We start from the raw sequence: 22,804 nt of genomic DNA, 5'->3' as shown, positions 1-22,804 counted from the left end.
TTCATCGGGTGACGGGTCCTGCGGCGGTGATGAACGCGGGGCTCAGCCGTGCCGAGCCAGAACTGCGGCGATATCACGGATCGCCGACGGATCGGTGAGCATCTCGTTGTGCGTGGCGTCGACGGTGTGCCGTTCGACGCGGCCGGTGACGAACGGCTGCCACGCCTCGGCGGTGAGGCGCTGCCGGACCTCCGGCGACCAGGTGACGCCCGGAGTGTCCCGCCCGGCCGCGAGGAACAGCAGGTCGCCGTCGAAGACGCCCTGCGGGAACGTAGCCATCAGGCGGTTGTTGTTGACGTAGACGGACATCGCCGCTCGCAGGCCCTGCTCTCCCAGCCCCGCCAGACGGTCGTCCCGGCGGGCCAGATAGGCGGCGTACCGGCTGAGCACGGCCGCCGGGTCCGTGGTCAGCTCCGCCGGATCGAACGGGAAGTCGGCCGCGAGCAGCGGCGCGATGATGTCGTGGTCGGCGCGCTCCGGCACCGGCAGGTCCAGCGCGGGCGGGTACGCGTCCACGATCACCAGCCGGTCCACCGTCAGCCCCTTCGCCTGCATCGACACGGCCAGCGCGTGCGCCACCAACCCGCCGAAGGACCAGCCCATCAACCGGTACGGTCCCTCCGGAGTCACCGCGCGGATCTCGGCGAGATAGTCGGCGACCATCTCGTCGATCGAGGACGGCAGGACCGCCGGTGCGCTCAGGCCCCGCGCCTGCAGACCGTAGACGGGCTCGTCGGACGGCAGGCCGCCCAGTAGGCCGGCGTAGCACCAGCTTGTCCCCGAGCCGGGATGCACGCAGAACAGCGGCGGCCGGGAACCGCGCGGGCGTAGCGGCAACAGGGTGGCGAACGCGTCCCGGTCGACGTCTGCGCCCAGTTCCACGGCGAGCTGGGCCACCGTCGGAGCCGCGAACAGGCTGCGCACCGACAGATCCGTGCCGAAGGCCGCGTTCACCCGCCGGATCAGACGGGTGGCCAGGAACGAGTGGCCTCCGGAGGCGAAGAAGTCGTCATGTACTCCGATCGACGGCAGCCCCAGGAATTCGCCGAACAGGCCCGCGAGCACCTCCTCCTCGGGGGTGCGCGGCCGGTCGGTCGTGCCGTCACCGTCCCCCGGGGCGGGCAGCGCCCGACGGTCGAGCTTTCCGTTGCGCGTCAGCGGCAGATGCGGCAGCGTCACGAACGCCGCGGGCATCATGTAGTCCGGCAGGCTGGTGGCCACGTGCTTGCGGAGAGTGCCGACGTCCGGCTGGTCGCCGTTGGCGGGCACCACGTACGCCACCATCCGGCGGTCACCCGGCGCGTCCTCGCGCAGGATCACCGCGGCCTGGGCGACCGACGGGTGCCGGGCCACGGTGGCCTCCACCTCGCCGAGCTCTACCCGGAAACCGCGGATCTTGACTTGGTGATCGGCGCGGGCGACGAACCGGACCCGGCCGTCCGGTGTCCAGCGGACCAGGTCGCCGGTGCGGTACATGCGGCCGGGTGCGAACGGGTCCGCCACGAACCGCTCGGCGGTCATGTCGGGCCGGTTCAGGTAGCCCCGGCCCAGACCCGCCCCGGCGATGTAGAGCTCGCCCGTCACGCCGGGCGGCAGCAGTCGCAACCGGTGATCGAGCACGTAGAGCCGGGCGTTGGCGATCGGACCGCCCATGTCCGGCGCGGCGTCCCAGTCCGCGGTCCGCTCCGGCAGCACCCACCCGGTGATGACGTGGGTCTCGGTGGGGCCGTACTGATTGTGCATGCGACGGCCCGCGACCCGGTCGTGGAAGGCACGCATCTGACGGCCCGGCAACAGCGCCTCCCCGGACTGGATGATGTCCCGGAGCGCGGGGAGGAAGCGCTGATGCTCCTCGGCAGCTTCGGCGATCGCTTCGACGACGAGATTGGGCGCGAAGAGTTCCTGGACACCGTGCCGGTCCAGCCAGTCGACGAGTTGTTCGGCGTTGCGCCGGACCTCCTCCGGGCAGAGCACTAGCGTCTTGCCCGACAGCAGCGCGGAGAACAGTTCCTGCACCGATACGTCGAAGGTGACCGGCGCGAAATGCGCCACCATCTGCGCCGCGTCACCCGGCAGCACTCCCTCCTGCCAGCGCAGCAGGTTGGCGATGCCGCCGGCCCGCACCACCACCGCCTTCGGGCGGCCGGTGGAGCCGGAGGTGTAGATGACATAGAGCGGGTGGTCCGGCAGCAGCGGGCCGAGCCGTTCCCGGCCGGTCACGTCCCCCGCGGGTGCCGCGGCGAGCTGCGCGACGGTCTCGGCCCGGTCAAGTTCCAGCCGGGCGTCCGGCTCACCGGGCATCTGTGAGGCGTGCCGCATGGTGGTGATCACGACGGTGGGACGGGCGCTGAGCAGCATGAAATCGATTCGCTCGGCGGGCAGCGCCGGGTCGACCGGCAGATAGGCGGCGCCGGTCTTGGCCGCGGCGAGCACCGCGACCACCTCGTCGGCCGAGCGCGGCACCGCGATCGCCACGTACGATTCGGGACCGGCGTCCCGGCCGATCAGCAGTCGCGCGAGCCGATTCGCGCGCGCGTTCACCTCGGCGTAGGTCAGCACGGTGTCGCCGTCGATCACGGCAGGCCGGTCCGGGGTGCGGGCGGCCTGCTCTTCGAAGATCTCCGGCAGCGGCCGCCACGGCGTCTCCCGGGTGGTGTCGTTCCATTCGGCCAGCAGGCGCCGACGCTCCTGCGGTTCGAGCACGTCGATCCGGCTCACCCGGATCGACGGGTCGGCGACGGCGGTCTCCAGCACCCGCAACAACCGGCGTGTGATGCGCTCGGCCGTGCTGCGGTCGAACAGGTCGAAGCTGTACTCCAGCGATCCCAGCAGGCCGTCCACGCCGCCGTCAGTCGTGCGCCGGTCCCCGAAGGAGAAGAGCAGGTCGAATTTCGCCGCGTCGACGGTGACCGGTTGCGCGCTCACCTCCAGATCCGGGAGCACGCCGCGCACCGCCGCGGCGGCCTGGTCGTTGTTGTTCAGCGCCAACTGCACCTGGTAGAGCGGATGCCGGGCCAGCGACCGCACCGGGTTCAGTTCCTCCACGAGCCGCTCGAACGGCAGTTCCTGGTGGGCGTACGCGGCCAGATCGGTCTCCCGGACCTGAGCGATCAGCTCGTCGAAGGCCGGATCGCCGGCCAGGTCGGTCCGCAGCACCAGCGAGTTGACGAAGAAGCCGACCAGGCCGTCGATCGCGTCGTCGGTGCGGCCCGCGATCGGCGTGCCGATCGGGATGTCGGTGCCCGCGCCGAGGCGGCACAGGAGCGTGGCGAGGGCCGCCTGCAACACCATGAAGACCGTCGCCCGGTTCCGGCGGGCCAGCGCGGTGACCGCGGCGTACAACGGCGCCGGCACGTGGAAGGTGACCATGCCGCCGCGGTTGGAGGAGACGGCCGGCCGGCGCCGGTCGGACGGCAGCTCGAGTTCCTCCGGCAGCCCGTCCAGCGCGGCGCGCCAGTAGGCCAGTTGACCGGCGATGGGGCTGTCCGGATCCTCGACGGAGCCGAGTTCGGTCCGCTGCCAGAGCGTGTAGTCGGCGTACTGGACCGGCAGCGGGTCCCACTCGGGTGCCCGGCCCGCGCACCGGGCCGCGTAGGAGACAGCCAGGTCTCGGCGCAGCAGCGGCATGGACCAGCCGTCCCCGGCGATGTGGTGGACCAGCAGGAGCAGGACGTGGACGGTGGGCTCCAGCCGGAAGATCCAGGCACGCCACGGCGGCTCGGTGCCCAGGTCGAACCGGTACGCCGCCGCCTCCGCCAGCCGCGCGTCCAGTTCGGCCTCCGTGGTGGCCACGAAGGCCGGCTCGGGTGCCGCCTCGTCCAGCACCACCTGATACGGCCCGTCGCCGTCCTCGCGGATGACGGTGCGCAGCGTCTCGTGCCGCGTTGCCACGTCGGCGAGCGCTGCGTGCAGCGCTGCCGTGTCCAGCCGGCCGGTCAACCGGAGCGGGAGCGGGATGTTGTACGTCGGGTTCGCACCCTCGACCCGGCTGAGAAACCACAGCCGCTGCTGTGCGAAGGACAGCGGAACGCGCTCCGGCAGGGGCCGGGTCGGCGTCACCCCGGCCCGGCCCCGGCCCGCCCGGTCCAGCACCTGCCACAGCCGGGCCGGGGTCGGCGCCTCGAACAGCTCCCGAATCGCCAGCTCCACCCGGAAGGTGGACCGCACCCGGCTGACCAGCCGGGTCGCGATCAGCGAGTTGCCGCCCCGCTCGAACAGGTCGTCGTCGGCACCGACCTCGGGCAGGCCGAGGACGTCGGCGAACAGGCCGCAGAGGATCTGCTCCTGAGGGGTACGGGCGGCACGCGCCTGCCCGTCGTCGGCCGGTCCCGGGGCGGGCAACGCGTGCCGGTCGAGCTTGCCGTTGGCCGTCACGGGCAACGCGTCGAGGACGACGAATGCGGACGGGACCATGTAGTCCGGCAGCGACCGGCTCGCGTGCGCGGTCAGTTCCCCGGCGGTGACCTCGGCTTCGGAGTCCCGGGTCAGGTATGCCACGAGGCGCTTGTCCCCCGGCCGGTCCTCGCGGGCCAGCACGACGGCCCGGGTCACACCGGGATGCCGTTCCAGGACCCCGGCGACCTCGCCCGGTTCCACCCGGAAACCGCGCAGCTTCACCTGGTCGTCGGCGCGTCCCGCGAACTCCAGCACACCGCCGGGCAGCCACCGGGCCATGTCGCCGGTGCGGTACATCCGCGCACCCGGCGGGCCGAACCGGTCGGCGACGAACCGCTCGGCGGTCGACCCCGCCCGGCCGGCGTACCCGCGAGCCAGCCCGGCCCCGGCGAGGTAGAGCTCCCCGGTCATGCCCTGCGGCACCGGCCGCAGGCCCGCGTCCAGCACGTACAGCCGGGTGCCGTCCATCGGGCGGCCGATCGGCACGGAGGAGCCCAGTTCGTCCCCCGCGCGCACCGCGTGGTGGGTGGCGTTCATGGTGATCTCGGTCGGCCCGTAGAGGTTCGTGACTACCAGGTCGGGGCAATGGCTCAGCACCCGGCGGAACGCCTCGGCCGAGGCGGCGTCGCCACCGGTGGTGACCTCCCGCATGCCGGAGAGCGCCTCTGGAGCCTCCTCGGCGATCAGGTTGAACAGCGCCGTGGTGAGCAGCCCGCCGGTCACACCGTGCGCGGCGATCGTGCGGCGGATCGTGTCCACGTCGAGCCGTCCCGGTGGCGCGAGCACGATCCGGCCCCCGCTGAGCAGCGGGATCCACAGCTCGTATGTGGAGGCGTCGAAGGCGCGGGCGGCGGCCATCAGCACCCGCTCGTGAGCGCCGCCCGCCCACCGCCGGTCCAGCGCCAGCTCGGCCACGCCGCGGTGGGTCACCACGACGCCCTTCGGCGTTCCCGTCGAACCCGACGTGAACATGACGTAGGCGGCCTGGTCGGGGTGCACCGGCACGTCCGGGCCGGAGTCGGCGCCCGCCTCGGCGCCGACCTCCACGAGGATCGTGCGCAGTCCCACGGCCGCGGCCCGGTCGGCGGTCCACCGGTCGGCCAGAATGATCTCGCCGCCCACCTCCGCCGCGGCGGCCCGCATCCGCTCCACCGGATAGCTGTCGTGCAGCGGCACGTAGAAGCCGCCGGCCTTCAACACGGCCAGGACGGCCACCGGCACCGCGGCCGTACGCTCCAACAGCATCACGACCGGTGTCTCGCGGCCGACACCGGCGGCGACCAGTTGATGTGCCAGCCGGTTGGCGTGCGCGTCGAGCTGAGCGTACGTCAGCGTCCCGGCGTCGGAGACCACCGCGACGGCGCCGGGGTCGCGGGTGGCCACCCGGCTGAACAGCTCCGGCAGGCCGGTCACCTGCGGTGCGGTGTCCCGGCCGAACGCGGCGTCCGGGAGTTGCCGGACGTCCGCCGCGGCGGACAGCAGCCGCCCGACGGGTTGGTCCGGCGCGGCGGCCACCGCCTCGACGATCTCCACGACACCGGTCAGGATGCGCTCGGCCGTCTCCTGGGAGACGGCGTCGGTGCGGTGGTCCAGCCGAAGCAGCAGGCGCGTGCCCGGCGCGGCGACCAGGGAGAGCACATAGTGGTTGGCGTCCACGCTCTGGACGCCGGTCACCCGCAGTTCCGCTCCGGCGGCACCGGAGCCGGCACGGGCCGGGTAGTTCTCGAACGTCACGATGGTGTCGAAGAGCGCGGCCCGTCCGCCGAGTCCGGCGAGCCCCTGGATCTCGGCGAGCCCGAGGTGCTGGTGTGCCATCAGTGCGGCCTGCTCCGACTGGAGCCGGTGCAGCAGGCCGGTGAGGGACTCGCCGCGTAGCAGCCGCGCCCGCAACGGCACGGTGTTGATGAACAGGCCGATCATGGTGTCGATGCCGTCCAGCTCGGCGGGACGGCCGGATACCGTGATGCCGGCGAGCACGTCGTCGCGCCCGGTCAACCGGGCCAGTTGCAGCGCCCACGCCGCCTGGATCACCGTGTTGAGGGTGAGCCCCTGCCCGCGGGACCACTCGGTGAGCGAGGCAGTGGTGGCCTCGCTCAGCGTGGCCTGCAACTGTTCCGGCGGTTGACCCGCCGGCGGCAGGCCCGGCGCCACCAGCGTCGGCTCGCTCAGCCCGTCCAGCGCCGCCCGCCAGGCCCGCTGCGCCGCGCCCTGGTCCTGCTCGGCCAGCCAGCTCAAATAGTCCTTGTACGGGCGGACCGGCGGCATCCCGCGATCGTCACCGTGGGCTCGGTAGAGCGCGAGCAACTCCCCCCAGAGCAGCGGGATCGACCAGCCGTCGAGCAGGATGTGGTGGAAGGTCAGGATCAACCGATGCCGGGCGCCGGGCAGGAGCAGCAGCGTGAACCGCAGCAGCGGCGGCCTGGCCAGGTCCAGCCGGCGGGCGCGGTCGGCCGCCACGATCCGCTCGGTCTCCCGGGGCACCCGCTCCGGTTCGAGGTCACGCAGGTCGATCTCCTGCCACGGCGTCTCCGCCCACCGGGGGACGATCTGCACGGGGCGGCTGATCCCCTCGTACCGGAACCCGGCGCGCAGGTTGGCGTGCCGGCGCAGCAGGCCGTTGGCGGCGGCCCGCAACGCCGCCGCGTCGAGCGCTCCCGCCAGGTCGACGACGATCTGCACGGCGTAGATGTCCGGAGCTGTCGTGTCGTACACATGGTGGAAGAGGATTCCCTCCTGCAACGGCGACAGGGGCAGGATGTCCTGCAACCCGAACTGGTTCACTGCGGTCTCCTCCACTCGGCTTCCAGCAGATCGATCTCGCTCTGGCTCAGCGTGGTCAGCGCCAGGTCGGACGGCGTGCGTCCGCCCGCGTCCGGGTCCGCGACGTGGCGGGCCAGCATCGTCAGCGCCCGGAACCACGCCTCTGCGAGGTCCCGCACCTCCCGCTCGGTCAGCAGGTCGCGCGGCCACAGCCAGTGCGCCACGAGTCGCGATTCGCCGTCGGTCACCCGGGTGACGGCGGCGATCTCCAGGGGGTGCGGCAGGCGCATTGCCGGGTCCTGGCCGCCGATGCCGCCAAGGTCCGCCAGGACGCCCCACGGCGGAGCCTCGGCGCCGGTCGACTCGGTGGAGCGGCCCAGATAGTTGAATCCGACCTGGGCGGCCGGCAGCCCGGCCAGGACCCGGCCGGTCTCCGGATGCAGGTAGCGCAGCAGCCCGTAGCCCAGACCGTTGCGGGGGACGGCGCGCAATTGTTCCTTCAGGTGTTTGAGGACTCGCGCCGCCTGGGCGCCGTCCGAGCGGGCCGCCGCCCGGTCCACCGGTCCGAGGTCCAGCCGCACCGGGTACATGCCGGTGAACCAGCCCATGGTCCGGGAGACGTCGGCGTCGCCGAGCAGCTCCTCGGCCCGGCCGTGGCTCTCCAGATCCACCAGCACCGCGCGGTCGCCGCGGGTCTCGGCGAACGCTATCGCCAGCCCGCTCAGCAGCACGTCGGTCACGCCGGCGTGGAACGCCTCCGGCACGGTGGTGAGAACGGCCTCGGTGATCTCGGCGGGCAGCGTGAGCGTCACCATGGCGGCGGCGGCGCTGACGTCTCGGGCCGGGTCGAGCCGACGGTCGCCGAGCTGCGCGGTGGCGCCCTGCGCGGTGCGGACCCAGTACTCCACCTCGTCCGCCGCCGGTGCGCTGCCCCACTCGACGAGGCGATGGGCCCACCGCCGGAACGAGGTGCCCACCGGCGCCAGGGCCGGGCGGTGGCCGGCGTCGACCGCGGTCCACGTCTCCGCGAGGTCGGCGAGCAGGATCTGCCACGACACCGCGTCCACGGCGAGGTGGTGCACGTCCACGAAGACCACGCCCCGCGTGTCCGGTCCGCGGTCGAACCAGAGCACCTCCACCAGATGACCCACGCCGATCTCCAGCCGTTCCCGGGCGGCGGTCGCCTCCGCGGACATCCGCGCGCGGGCCTCCTCCCCGGACAGACCGGCCAGGTCCACCCGGCGCACGCACTGGGCGGCCCGCACCGCGCCGGGGGGCAGCACCTCCGCGGTACGGTCCGCGACCGACATCCGGATGCGCAGCGCGTCGTGGTGGTCGAGCAGCGTCTGCACCGTCTCGGTGAGCTTCGGCAGGTCGCAGCCCGCCGGGGCGGCCAGCGACCGCCACTGGGTGAGCCGGTCGACCGGGCCACCGAGGTCGGCGAACCAGTGCATGATCGGCGTGGGCGGGAACGGCCCGACGCCGTCGTCGGCGGCCACCGGCCGGGACTCGTCCTGTGCCACAGCCGCGGCGGCCAGCGCCGCCGCGGTCTTGTGCGTGAAGACGTCCCGCGCGGCCAGCACCAGACCGGCCCTGCGGGCGCGGCTGACCAACTGGATCGACATGATGCTGTCGCCGCCGAGCGCGAAAAAGCTCTCGTCGGCGCCGACCGAGTCACGGCCGAGCACCTCCGCGAAGAGGTCGCAGAGCACACGTTCCCGGTCGGTGCGCGGGGCGCGCCCCCTCGGCTCGGTCTCGGGCCGGGGCGCCGGCAGGGCGCGGCGGTCCACCTTGCCGTTCGCGGTCAGTGGCAGCGCGTCGAGCGGCACGAACGCGGACGGGACCATGTAGTCCGGCAGTCGAGACGCCGCGTGGCGCAGCAGCGGCGCTTCGTCGAGGCGGTCCCCGGCGGGTACCACGTAGGCGACGAGGCGGTGCTCGCCCGGCTGGTCGTTCCTCGCGACGACGAGCGCCTGTGACACCTCGGGGTGGGTGATCAGAACCGCCTCGATCTCGCCCGGCTCCACCCGGAACCCGCGGATCTTCACCTGCTCGTCCGTGCGGCCGACGAAGACCACGGTGTCCTTTGCCGACCAGCGCACCAGGTCGCCGGTGCGGTACATGCGGGCGCCGGGCGGGCCGAACGGGTCGGCCACGAAGCGCTCGGCGGTCATCCCCGGCCGCCCCAGATAGCCACGCCCGACGCCGAGGCCGGCCAGGTACGCCTCCCCGGTCACACCCGGCGGCACCGGGTTGAGCGCGACATCGAGGACGCGGAGACCGTCGCCGGGGATCGCACGCCCGGCGTCCGGTGCCTGCTCACCGGTCTGCGGCTCGCTCATCGTGGTCAGCACCGTCGACTCGGTGGAGCCGTACACGTTGATCACGCGGCGCCCCGCGAGGTGCCACCGGCGTACGGTCTCGGCGGGAAGGGACTCGCCACCGGCCAGCACCGCCCGCAGGCTGGGGACGGCGGCTGGGTCCAGCGTGCCGAGCAGCACGGGCGGAAGCGCGAGGTGACTGATCGCGTACCGGCCGACCCACTCGGCCAACTCGTCACCACCCACGTGCCCGTGCGCCGGGCCGAGCACCAGCGTGGTGCCCGTCAGCAGCGTCATGACCAGGTCGCCCACGGCCGCGTCGAAGGCCGGTGACACCAGTTGCAGGACCCGGCTCGTGTCGTCCAGGCCGAGAGCCTCGACATGTCCGCGTGCGAGCCCGGCCAGGCCGGTGTGTGTGGTGATCACGCCCTTGGGCCGTCCGGTCGAACCGGAGGTGTAGATCGCGTACGCGGCTGCGGTCAGGCATCGGGCGCCCGGACGGGCGGGCGGCGCGGTTGCCGGGCAGGCGTCGACGGCGGCGCGGGTGGCGGGGTCGTCGAGCACCACCCGGTCGGTGCCCGCCCACACCGGCCTGCCGGCGATCTCCGCGGTGGTCACCGCCAGCACCGGGTCCGCCTCGGCCAGCACGAAGGCGATCCGCTCGGCCGGCTGGGCGGAATCCACCGGCAGGAAGGCCGCCCCCGTCTTGAGCACCGCCAGGGTGGCCACGATCAGGTCCTCGGTACGCGGCAGTGCCAGGGCGACGAACCGTTCCGGGGCGGCGCCGCGCGCGATGAGGTACCCCGCCAGCCGGTCGGAGCGTTTGTCGAGTTCCGCGTACGTCAGTTCGGTGTCGCCCGCGACCAGCGCGACCCGGTCCGGGGTCCGGCGTACCGTGCGCGCGAACTGCTCGGGCCAGGTCCACGGCCGCACGGCCCGGCCGGGTTCCGCCGCACCGGACATCCGCCGGTGTTCGGCCCCGTCCAGCAACGGGATCCGCTGCACTCTCCGATCCGGATCATCGACGACCTCGGCCAGCAGCCGCCGGAACAACTCGGCGAGCAGCCGCGCGGTGGCCGCGTCGAACAGGTCGGTGGCGAATTCCAGCGTGCCGTGCAGTCCGGCCGGGGCGCCGTCGGCGTCCCGGCGCTCGGCGAATCCGAAGATCAGGTCGAACGGGACGGCGCCGGTGTGGACGCTCACCGGTGACACGGTCAGGTCCGGCAGCGTGCCGGGCGCCACGACGGCCGGCGCGCGCGTGTTGTCCAGCGAGAGCACCACCTGGAAGAGCGGATGCCGGGCCGGGGAACGTTCCGTCGCCAGGGCGTCGACCAGCCGCTCGAAGGGGACGTCCTGATGGGCGTACGCGGCCAGGCCGGTGCGCCGGACCCGGTCCAGCAGCTCGGTGAAGCGAGGGTCGCCGGAGACGTCCGTGCGCAGCACCAGCGTGTTGACGAAGAAGCCGACCATCTCCTCCGTGGCCCGGTCGGTGCGCCCGGCGATCGGTGCGCCGATCGGGATGTCGGTGCCCGCGCCGACCCGGCTCAGCAGTACGCCGAGCACGGCCTGCAGGAGCATGAACATGGTCACGCCGCGTTCCCGGGCCAGTCGCTCCAGCGCGGCGTGCAGGTCGGCGGGTACGGGCAGGTCGATGCGGTCCCCCCGGTATGAGGGCACCGGCGGTCGTTGCCGGTCCACCGGCAGGGGCAGCTCGGCCGGCACTCCGGCGAGCTGTTCCCGCCAGTACGCTAGCTGCCGCGCGATGGTGCTCTCCGGGTCGTCCTCAAGGCCCAGCTCGGCGCGCTGCCAGGCCGCGTAATCCGGGTATCCAGGGGCCAGTGGCGCACCGCCGGGTGCCCGGCCGGCCCGGCGTGCCGTGTAGGCGGCGGCGAGGTCGCGCAGCACCAGCGGTATGGACCACGCGTCGGCGGCGATGTGGTGCAACAGCATCAGCAGGACGTGGTCGCGGCCTCCGGGCAACCGGAACAGCCACACCCGCAGCGGCGGCTCCGCGGCGAGGTCGAATCCGTACGCGGAGCGCTCGGCCAGTTCGTCACCGAGGCCGGCTTCGGTGGTCGGCACCTCCCGAACGGCCGGTGCGTCCGGGCCGTCCGCGGGCAGCACCCGTTGCACCGGCCCGTCCGGGCCTTCCTCGTAGACGGTGCGCAGCGACTCGTGCCGGGCCGCCAGATCCCGCACCGCCGCGGCGAGCGCGCTCCGGTCGAGATCACCGGTGAGCCGCAGGGCGAGCGGCATGTTGTAGGTCGCGGCGCCGGACTGCATCTGGTTGAGAGTCCACAGCCGGCGCTGCGCGTACGACAGCGGCGCAGCCTCCTCGCGCGGCGCGGCGGTGAGCGGGCGGCGGCCCGTACCGGCACGGCCGAGCAGCGCGGCGATCCCGGCCGGGAAGGGCGTCTCGAAGACCGCCCGGATCGGCAGTTCCGCGCCGAACGCCTCCCGCACCCGGCTGACCAACCGGGTGACCAGCAGCGAGTGGCCACCGAGCGCGAAGAAGTCGTCGTCCGCGCCGACGTGCGCGAGCCCGAGTGTCTCCGCGAACAGTCCGCAGAGGATCTCCTCCCACGCGTCGCGTGGCGGTGTCCCGGCGCCCGGCTCGACGGCCTCGCCGGGTTCGGGCAACGCCGCCCGGTCCAGCTTGCCGTTGCGGGTCAGCGGCAGCTCCGGCAGGGTGGTCACCGAGCCGGGGACCATGTAGTGCGGCAGATACCGGGCCAGGTGGTCGCGAAGCTCACCCGGCGCGGTCTGCGCGTCCGGCACCCGCACCGCGTAGGCCGCCAGCACGCGCTCGCCGGATGCGCGCTCCCGCACCACGACCGCGGCCTGGGCCACGCACGGGTGGTCCTCCAGGACGGATTGGATCTCGCCCAGCTCGATCCGGAAACCGCGAAGCTTCACCTGCTGGTCGCTGCGGCCGACGAAGCTCAGTTCGCCGTGCCGGTTCCACCGCACCCGGTCGCCGGTGCGGTACATGCGCGCGCCGGCCGGACCGAACGGGCAGGCCACGAACCTCTCCGCGGTGAGGGCGGCGGCACCCGCGTAGCCGCGGGCCAGGCCGGGACCGGCCAGGTAGAGTTCGCCGGGCACACCGGGCGGCACCGGGCGCAGCCACTCGTCCACCACGTAGACCCGGGCTCCGGGGATCGGCCGGCCGATGTGCGGTGCCCGGTCCGGGCGCAGCGGCTCGCTGATCGTCGCGGTGACGGTGAACTCGGTCGGGCCATAGGCGTCCAGAATCCGCCGCCCGTCTGCCGTCCAGCGGCCCACCAGATCGGCGGTGACCGCCTCGCCACCCGTGATGATCGACCGCAGCTCGGGCACCTCACCGGCGGGTACCGTGCCGAGCACCGGCGGCGGCAGCATCACGTGCGTGATGCCCCGGCTGGCCAGCAGCCGCGCCAGGTCCGCGCCCGCCACCGGCCCGTCCGGCGGCACCAGCACCAACGTCGCGCCGCAGACCAGCGTCTGCGCCACGTCGGCCACGCTCGCGTCGAAGCTCAACGACACCGCTTGCAGCACCCGGGCGGACGGGTCCAGGCCGTGCGCCGCGACGTGCGCGGCGAGCATTCCCGCGAGACCGGCGTGGGTCACCACCACGCCCTTCGGACGGCCGGTCGAGCCCGAGGTGTAGAGCAGGTACGCCGGTGACGCCGGGTGCAGCGGCGATCGCCGGTCCCCGTCCGACGGCGCCGTCGCGGGCTGGGCCGCCAGCCGCCCCACCACGGCCGGGTCGTCCAGCACCAGCGGGTCCGACGCTGTCGCCGGGAGGCCCGACTCGGTGATGACCACCAGCGGCCGCGCGTCGGCCAGCAGGTGGCGGATTCGCTCGGGCGGCTGCGCGAGGTCCACCGGCAGGTAGGCGGCCCCGGCCTTGACGGTGGCCAGCATGGCCACCACCCACTGCGGCGACCGGGGCAGTGCCAGCGCCACGAACCGTTCCGGGCCCGCGCCCCGCGCGATCAGCTCGTGTGCCAGCCGGTTGGCCCGTGTGTCCAGCTCGGCGTAGCTCAGCACCGCCTCGCCCCACTCGACCGCGGGCCGGTGGGGGGTTCGGCGAACCTGCGCCTCGAGGAGCTCCGGCAGGAGACGGGCGGGCACCGCCGGGCCGCCGTCACCCCAGCGGGACAGCAACAGATCGCCTTCCGCCGGCAGAAGCACACCGAGGGAGGAGACCGGCCGATCCGGCGTCCCGGCCGCGGCGCTCAGCAGTGTCACGAACCGCTCGGCCAGCGCCTGCGCGGTCGCCGGATCGAACAGATCGGTGCTGAACTCCAAGACGCCGCGCAGGCCGTCATCCGGGTCGGCTCCGTCGTCGAGGGTGATCGACAGGTCGACCTTCGCCGTGCCGGTCGGCAACGGGCGGGGCCGTGTCTGAAGCCCGGCCAAGTCCAGCGGGGCGGACCGTTCGATGTTGTTCAGCGCGAGACTCACCTGGAAGAGCGGGTGGTGGGAGAGCGAACGCACCGGCCGCAGTTCCTCGACCAACCGCTCGAACGGGACGTCCTGGTGGGCGTACGCCCGCAGGTCCACCTCGCGGACGCGGCGCAGCAACTCGCGGAATGTCGGGTCGCCGGCGGTGTCGGCCCGCAACACCAGCGTGTTGACGAAGAAGCCCACCAGGTCCGCGATCGACTCGTCGCCGCGCCCGGCGATCGGCGCCCCGATCGGGATGTCGGTGCCGGCGCCGAGGCGGGTCAGGAAGGCCGCGAGCGCGGCGTGCAGCACCATGAAGAGGCTTGCCTGCTCCTGCCCGGCCAGGTCGGCCAACCGGCGGCGCAGAGCCGCCGGTATGCGCAGCGGCACCAGGCCGCCGGCGGCGGAGACCGCGGCCGGACGGGGCCGGTCGGTGGGCAGGTCGATCTCCTCCGGTATGCCCGCCAGCGCGCCTCGCCAGTACTCCATCTGCCGCGCCAGGGGGCTCCGCGGATCGTCGGCGGCGCCCAGCACGTCGCGCTGCCAGAGCACGAAGTCGGCGTACTGCACCGCGAGCGGTGTCCACTGCGGAGCATGCCCGGCGCGACGGGCCGCGTACGCCAGGCCCAGATCGTGTGCCAGCAACGGCATCGACCAGCCGTCACCGGCGATGTGGTGCATCACGAGCACCAGGACGTGCCGCTGCAGCCCGGTCTCGTCCACCGTGCAGAGCACGGCCCGGAAGGGCATCTCGGCAGCGAGGTCGAAGGGATGCCGTGCCTCGGCCGCCAGCCGGGCGTCCAGCTCCTGCGGCGGCACCGGCACCTCGATCGACCCGGACGCGACGGCGCTCGGCGGCAGGAGCACCTGGTACGGCCCGTCGGCGTCCTCGGCCACCAGCGTCCGCAGGGTTTCGTGCCGCTCGCTCAGGTCCGCGAGCGCCGCACGCAACGCCGCCCGGTCCAGGTCACCGGTCAACTCGACGGCGGAGGCGATGTTGTACCGGGGCCCCGGGCCTTCGAACCGGTGCAGGAACCAGAGCCGGTACTGCGCGTAGGAGAGCGGGATCCGTTCCGGCCGCGGCCGGGCGATGACGCCGGCCAACGCCCGGTCGGCGCCGGTCAGCACCTCCGCGAGACCGGCCACCGTCGGTGTCTCGAAGACTTGCCGGATCGACAGTTCCACGCCCAGCACCGCGCGGATCCGGCCGACCAGGCGGCTCACCAGCAGGGAGTGCCCGCCCAGGTGGAAGAAGCTGTCGTCGGTGCCGACCACCGGCGTGCGCAGCACCTCGGCGAAGAGGTCGCGCAGGGTCTCCTCACGCGGCGTGCGTGGCGACCGACCGGCCGGCCGGTCGGCGCCGGAGGGCGCCGGGAGCCGCCGGTGGTCGAGCTTGCCGTTCGGCGTACGCGGCAGTTCCGGAAGGATCACGTAGGCCGCCGGGAGCATGTAGTCCGGGAGACGGGCCGCCGCGTACCGGCGCAACGCCGGCTCGTCCGGCGTGCCGTCCCCGGCGGGCACCAGGTAGGCGACCAACTGTCGCCCGCCGGAGGCGCCCTCGCGAGCCACCACGGCCGCCCGCTGCACACCCTCCGCGGCGGAGAGCACGGCCGCGACCTCTCCCGGCTCGATCCGGAAACCGCGGATCTTCACCTGGTCGTCGACGCGGCCCAGGTACTCCAGCAGGCCCGCACCGGTCCAGCGGCACCGGTCACCCGTGCGGTACATGCGCGTGCCCGCGGCGCCGAACGGGCAGGCGACGAACCGTTCCGCGGTCAACGCCGGACGCCGCGCGTAACCTCGCGCCAGCCCCGCTCCGGACAGGTACAGCTCCCCCGCGGTGCCCGGCGCCACCGGGCGCAACCGGTCGTCCAGCACGTACACGCCGGTGTTGGCGATCGGACGGCCGATCGGTGCCGCCTGCGGCCAGGCGGCGGCGTCGCCCTCCATCGTGTAGGCGGTGACGACGTGCGTCTCGGCCGGGCCGTAGTGGTTGAGCAGCGCACGTCCCGGGGCGCGGCGGAAGAACTCTTGGATCGCGCCGTGCGGGGTGAGCGCCTCGCCCGCCTGGGCGATGCGGCGCAGGGCGGGCAACGTACGCCCCTGCTCGCCGGCGGCGCGGCACACCGCCTCGACCACCAGTGTCGGGGCGTAGAGCTCGGCCACGGCGAACCGTTCCAGCCAGTCGACCATCCGCTCGGGGTCGCGGCGCACCTCCTCCGGGCAGACCGCGAGCGTCTTGCCGAACAGCAGCGTGGAGAGGATCTCCTGGGCCGACACGTCGAAGCTGACCGCAGTGAACTGGGCGACCACCGTCCCGGCCGGCGCGGGCAGTTCCTCGTGGTGCCAGTGCAGCAGGTTCAGCAGCGCACCGGCGGGCATGACCACCGCCTTCGGCCGACCGGTCGAACCCGAGGTGTAGACGTAGTACGCCGGATGGCCGTCCAGCGGGGTGGCCGGCAGCTCGGACGGCTCCAGGTCGTCGCCCCGGAGGCGGTCGAGAGCACCGGATGCGGCCACCTCGTCGAGCATCACGTGGCGGCGTCCCGCGGCGGGTGGCGGCACCGGATCGCGGGAGTCGGCAAGGACCAGGCCGGGCCGGGCGTCGCCGAGCATGTACTCGATCCGCTCGGCCGGATAGGCCAGGTCCACGGGGAGCCAGGCGCCACCGGTCTTCAGCACCGCGAGCAGGGCGACGATCCACTCCGCCGACCGGGGCATCGCGATCGCTGTCAGCCGCTCCGGTCCGGCGCCCTGCGCGATCAGATGCCGGGCCAGCCGGTTCGCGCGCGTGTTGAGCTCGCCGTAGGTGAGGACCCGCGTACCGTCCAGCACCGCGGCCCGTCCCGGGTCCGCTGCCGCGTGCGCCTCGAAGAGCGCGGGCAGGGTGGTGCGCGGCCACTGCCGGCCGGGTGCGTTCCAGGCGGTCAGCATCCGCTCCCGCTCGGCGGTGAGGAGCACGTCGACCGCGCCGACCCGGCGCTCGGGCGCGTCGGTCACCGCCCGCACCACGCGCAGCAGCCGGGACACCAGCCGCTCGGCGCTGTCCGGCTCGAACAGGTCCGCGCTGTACTCCAGGCTGCCGCGCAGGCCACCGGCGCCGCCGTCGGGGGTGCGCCGCTCGGTGAGGCCGACCAGCAGGTCGAAGCGGGCGTTGCCGGTCTCGGACGGCACCTCGGTGACGGTCAGGCCGGGCAGCCCGGCGACCGGCTTGCCGGCCGCCTCGGTGCGGAAGACCAGCAGGATCTGGAAGAGCGGGTGCCGGGCCGGAGACCGCTCCGGTCGCAGCACCTCGACCAGCCGTTCGAAGGGCACGTCCTGGTGGGCGTAGGCGGCGAGGTCCGTCTCGCGCACGCGGGCCAGCAGTTCGGTGAAGGTGGGATCGCCGGAAAGGTCGTTGCGCAGCACCAGCGTATTGATGAACGGGCCGACCAGGTCCTCCACGGTCGCGTCGGTACGCCCGGCGATCGGCGTGCCGAGCGGGATGTCGGCGCCGGCACCGAGCCGGTGCAGCAAAACGGCGAGAGCCGCTTGGAGCACCATGAACACCGTCGAGCCGGTCTCGCGGGCCAGCCCGACAATGCGCTCGTGCGCATCGGCCGGAATCTCGAACTCGACGCGCGCTCCCCGGTGCGAGGCCGAAGCAGGCCGGGGCCGGTCGGTGGGCAGGGTCAGCTCGGCCGGCAGGTCCGCCAGCGCCTCCGTCCAGTACGCCAGTTGCCGCCCGATCGGTGACCGGGGATCGTCGTCGGCGCCCAGCACCGCGCGTTGCCAGAGCGCGTAGTCCGCGTATTGCAAGGGCAGTGGCCGCCATCCGGGGGTCTCCCCCGCGCTCCGGGCCTGGTACGCCTCGCCGAGGTCCCGGCTCAGCACGGGCAGGGACCAGCCGTCAGCGGCGATGTGGTGCACGGTCAGGACCAGCACATGCTCCTCGGCGCCGAGAGCGAGCAGCAGGGCGCGCACCGGTGCCCGGGTGAGGTCGAGCGGAGCACGCACCGCCGCGGACAGTCTGTCGGGGGACTCTTCGGGCGGGCAGGCGACGATCTCCAGGTCGAGGGGTGGACTGTCCAGAATGACCTGGACGGAGCCGTGCTCGTCCTCACCGAAGACGGTGCGCAGCGCCTCGTGCCGCATGACGACATCGCGCAGCGCGGCCCGCAGCGCTTCGGTGTCGAGGCGGCCGGTGAGCCGGACGGCGAGGGGCATGTTGTAGGCCGAGCTGGGACCGTCGAAGCGGTACAGGAACCACAGCCGCTCCTGTGTGGGCGAGAGCGGCAGGCGCCGGGGACGCCGCCCAGCCCGGATCGCGGGGCGGGCTTCGGCGGTGCCGTCGAGCGCGCTCGCGAGACCCGCCGGGGTGGGCGTGCGGAATAGCTGCCGGATCGGCACCTCCACGCCGAACGCGGCCCGGATGCGGCTCACCAGCCGGGTCGCCAGCAGGGAGTGGCCACCGAGGGCGAAGAAATCGTCGTCGGGCGCGGTCGCGGGCACGCCGAGCACGTCGGCGAACTGTTCGCAGAGCAGTTCCTCCCGAGGGGTCCGTGCCGTCCGACCGGCCGCAGCCGCCCCGGACGCGACCGCGGGCAACGCCGCCCGGTCCACCTTGCCGTTCGCGGTGAGCGGCAGCGCGTCCAGCAGCACGACGGCGGACGGGACCATGTACTCCGGCAGGTGCTGGGCGAGGGCGTGGCGCACGGTTGCACCGTCCGGCGTCGCGCCGGCGGCGGGTACGACGTACCCGACCAGCCTGCGGTCACCCGGCCGGTCCTCGCGCACCATGACGACCGCGCGCTCCACACCGGGCAGGCTGGTCAGCGCCGATTCGATCTCGCCGGGCTCGATGCGGAACCCGCGCAGCTTCACCTGGTGGTCCACCCGGCCGAGGAAGCACAGAGTGCCCTCGCGGTCCCAGCGGACCAGGTCACCGGTGCGGTACATCCGGTCGCCCGCCGCGCCGTACGGGCATGCGACGAAGCGCTCCGCGGTGAGCCCGGCCCGGCCGTGATAGCCGCGGGCCAGCCCCTCCCCGGCGAGGTAGAGCTCCCCCGGCACGCCCGGTGGCGCCGGCCGCAGCGCTGCGTCCAGCACGTACGCCCGGGTGTTGTCGATGGGCCTGCCGATCGCCAGGACACCGTCGGCGCCGACGCTGTCGAGCGCCGCACCTGCCGCCGCGGTCGTGGACCAGACGGTGGTCTCGGTCGGCCCGTACAGGTTGACCACGTCCTGCGACCGCTCGAGCAGCACCCGTGCCAGGTCCTCGGTGAGCGCCTCGCCGCCCACCAGGACCCGCACGTCCCACAGCTCCGCACGGTCCGGTTCGGCCACGATCGCGTGCCACAGGCTCGGGGTGGCCTGCACGACCGTGATCCGCTCGGCGGCGATCCGGCGGAGCAGCGCGGCGGGTTCGCGGGCCGCGTCCCGGTCCGACAGGACGACAGTCGCGCCGGACAGAAGCGGCAGGAAGATCTCCAGCGCGGCGATGTCGAAGCTCACGGTGGTGAGCGCGAGCAGCCGGTCCCCGGATGTCAGCGGCACCCGGGCGGCCATCGCGGTCAGGAAGTTGCTCAGCCCGAAGCCGGTGACCACGACGCCCTTCGGGTGGCCGGTGGAGCCGGAGGTGTAGATGACGTAAGCCGGGTGGTCGCCGCGGCGCGGCACACCTCCCGGATCCGCCACCGGCAGCGCGGCCACCTCGGCCGCCGTCGTGGGGTCGTCCAGGGCTACCACGCGGTGGCCGGTGCCCGGCGGCTGCCAATCGCCGGCGGTCAGCACCACGGCCGGCGAGACGTCGTCCAGCATGTAGCGCAGCCGTTCGGCCGGGAGTTCCGGGTCCAGGGGCAGGTAGGCACCGCCGGCTTTGAGCACGGCGAGCATCGCCGTCACCAGGTGAGCGGTGCGGGGCAGTGCGAGCGCGACGACGGTCTCCGGGCCGACGCCGAGGGCGTTCAGGTGGTGCGCCAGCCGGTTGGCCGCCGCGTTCAGCTCGGCGTAGGTCAGCACGCTTCCCGGCGCCTCCAGCGCCACCGCCTCCGGGGTACCGGCGGCGGTGCTGGCGAAGAGCCCGGCCACCGGCTCCTCGACCGCCGCTGAGGCCGTTGCGTTCCACTCCACCAGCAGGCGCCGTAGCTCCGCGTCGTCCAACAGGTCCAGCTCCCGCACCGGCCGGGACGGGTCCGCCGCGCCGGAACGCAGCAACCGGACCAGCCGGTCGGTCAGCTCCCGCACCGTCGCGGGGTCGAACAACTCGGTGCTGTACTCGACGGTTCCGTGCAGACCGGCCGGTTCGCCGTGCGGACCGACCCGTTCGTGCACGGTGAAGTGCAGATCGAACCGGGCGGTGGTGGTACCGGCGGGCCACGCCTCGACGGCGAGCCCGGGGAACTGCGGCCCGGTGTCGTCGGCGTGCCGGTTGTCGAAGGCGAGCAACACCTGGAACAGCGGATGCCGGGCCAGGGAGCGGGCCGGACGCAGCACCTCCACCAGCCGCTCGAACGGCACGTCGCCGTTGCCGTACGCGGCCAGCCCGGCCTCCCGGACCCGGGCGAGTAGCTGCCCGAAGGTCGGGTCGCCGGAGAGGTCGTTGCGCAGCACCAGCGTGTTGATGAACAGCCCGACGAGCCCGTCGAGCGCCTCGTCGCCACGACCGGCTACCGGCGTGCCGATCGGGACGTCGGTGGTGCCGCTGAGCCGCGACAGCAACGCGGCGAGGCCCGCCTGCACCACCATGAAGAGGCTCACCTGGTGAGCGCGCGCCAGTTCGGCGAGGCGCGCGTGCGGACCGGCCCCGATCTCGAACTCCAGCTTGTCCCCGGCGTACGAGGCCATCGCGGGGCGGGGCCGGTCGGTGGGCAGGCCCAGTTCCTCCGGCATCCCGGCGAGCGCCTTGCGCCAGTACGCCAGTTGCCGCCCGGCGATGCTGTCCGGGTCGTCGTCGGTGCCGAGCAGTTCCCGCTGCCAGAGCGTGAAGTCGGCGTAGGTGACCGGCAACGGCGGCAGTGCCGCCGGCTCGCCCTGCCGGTGCGCACCGTACGCCGCAGCCAGTTCCCGGCCGAGGATCCGCACGGACCAGCCGTCCACGGCGACGTGATGGACCACCACGAGCAGCACGTGCTCGGCGGCCGACAGGCGGAAGAGCACCGCACGCAGCAGCGGCCCGGTCTGCGGGTCGAGGGGTTCCCGGACAGCCTCCGCGAGCCGCTGGCGCAGTTGCTCGCCGGTCACCGCAACCACCGGCAGCGCAACCTCGGCGTGCGGTAGGACAAGCTGGTACGGGCCGTCGGCGTCCTCGGGCAGAATGGTGCGCAGCGGCTCGTGCCGGCGCACCAGGCCGGTGAGGGCTGCCCGCAGCGCATCGGCGTCCAGAGCGCCGGTCAGCCGCAGGCACAGCGGCATGTTGTAGGTGGCCGCGTGCCCCTCCAGGCGGGACAGGAACCACAGCCGCTGCTGGGCGAGGGAGAGCGGCACACGCGCGGGCCGTTCCACCGGCCGTAGTGGTGCGCGGACCCCGTCGGTGTCGTTCAGCGCGGCGGCCAGGCCCGCGACCGTCGGCGTGTCGAAGACCTGACGCACCGATAGTTCGACGCTCAGCACTGCGCGGACCCGGCTGACCAGCCGCGTCACCAGCAGCGAGTGGCCGCCGAGGGCGAAGAAGTCGTCCTGGACACCCACCCGGGGCAGACCCAGCACCTCGGCGAACAGCCCGCAGAGGATCTCCTCCCGGGGGTTGCGCGGCGCACGCCCGGACGCGGAAGCCCGGAACGCGGGCGCCGGCAGCGCCGACCGGTCGAGTTTGCCCGTGGCGGTCAACGGCAGGGACGGGAGCGCGATGACGGCCGAGGGCACCAGATAGTCCGGCAGGATGCCGCCGAGGTCGCGGCGGATCTCTGCGACGTCGAGCGCGGCTCCCCCCTGAGCGACCACGTAGCCGACCAGATGGACACCGCTCGGGTCGGCACCGTGCGGCACCACTGCGGCGCTCGCCACGCCCGGCCGGGTCCGCAACGCGGCCTCCACCTCGCCGGGTTCGATCCGATGACCCCGGATCTTCAGTTGCTGGTCGACCCGGCCGAGGTACTCCAGGCAGCCGTCGGCGCGCCATCGAGCGAGGTCGCCCGTCCGGTACATGCGCTCGCCCGCGGTGCCGAACGGCGCGGCGACGAACCGCTCGGCCGTCAGCGCGGGGCGGTCGTGGTAGCCGCGGGTCAGCCCGGCGCCGGCGATGTACAGCTCGCCGGCGGTGCCGGGTGGGACCGGAGCCAGCCCGCCGTCCAGCACGTAGACACGTACCCGGTCCATCGGGCGGCCGATCGGCGGCGCGGACGGATCGGGTCCGCCGTCGTCCGCGGTCCACCAGGTGGCATAGACGGTCGTCTCGGTGGGCCCGTAGGCGTTGATCACCTCGGCGCCGCCTAGCGCGTCGCGCAGTTGCCCGACGACCGGCCCGGTGAGCGTCTCCCCGGCCAGCAGGGCGGTGCCGGCGCGTACCCGCAGCCCGCCCTGGCCGACCAGGTTGGAGAAGGCCGACGGCACACCGCTGACCAGCGTTCCCGACCAGGGGGAGTCGGCGAGCACGAGCAGGTCCCGCACGAGTTCCACGGTCCCGCCCGCCGCCAGCGGCGAGAAGATCTCGAAGACCGAGACGTCGAAGTTGAGAGAGGTGGAGACGAGCACGTGGGCGAGCCGGTCGCGGCCCAGCCGGTCGACGGCCCAGCCGGCCAGGTGCGCCAGGTTCCCGTGCGAGACCACGACGCCCTTGGGACGGCCGGTCGATCCGGACGTGTACAACAGGTAGGCGGCACCGTCCGGTCGCAGCGGCCCGGTCCGGTCCGCGTCGCACGGATCGTGCTCCGGCTCGCCGGACAGTTCCACCTCGTCCAGGAAGAGCCGGGGCGTCGGGC

At 73.6% G+C, this 22,804-nt stretch carries 2 protein-coding genes (1 of these 2 running past the window's edge); both read right to left on the bottom strand.

What is annotated here, in order from left to right:
* Positions 1-42: 42 nt before the first annotated feature.
* Entirely contained in the window at positions 43-7,176 is a 7,134-nt protein-coding gene (locus tag IEY73_RS01850; protein ID WP_189077244.1) for a non-ribosomal peptide synthetase, read from the bottom strand.
* Positions 7,173-22,804, bottom strand: the 3' portion of a protein-coding gene (locus tag IEY73_RS01845; RefSeq protein ID WP_189077243.1) for a non-ribosomal peptide synthetase. The gene runs 1,720 nt beyond the window's last position; only the last 15,632 of its 17,352 coding nucleotides appear in the window; its start codon lies beyond the right edge, outside the window; its stop codon occupies positions 7,173-7,175. Before IEY73_RS01845 ends, IEY73_RS01850 begins: the two co-directional genes overlap by 4 nt.

The organism is Mangrovihabitans endophyticus, from assembly GCF_014646155.1.
Classification (GTDB): domain Bacteria; phylum Actinomycetota; class Actinomycetes; order Mycobacteriales; family Micromonosporaceae; genus Actinoplanes; species Actinoplanes endophyticus.
This window is presented reverse-complemented; position numbering and strand designations above follow the sequence as displayed.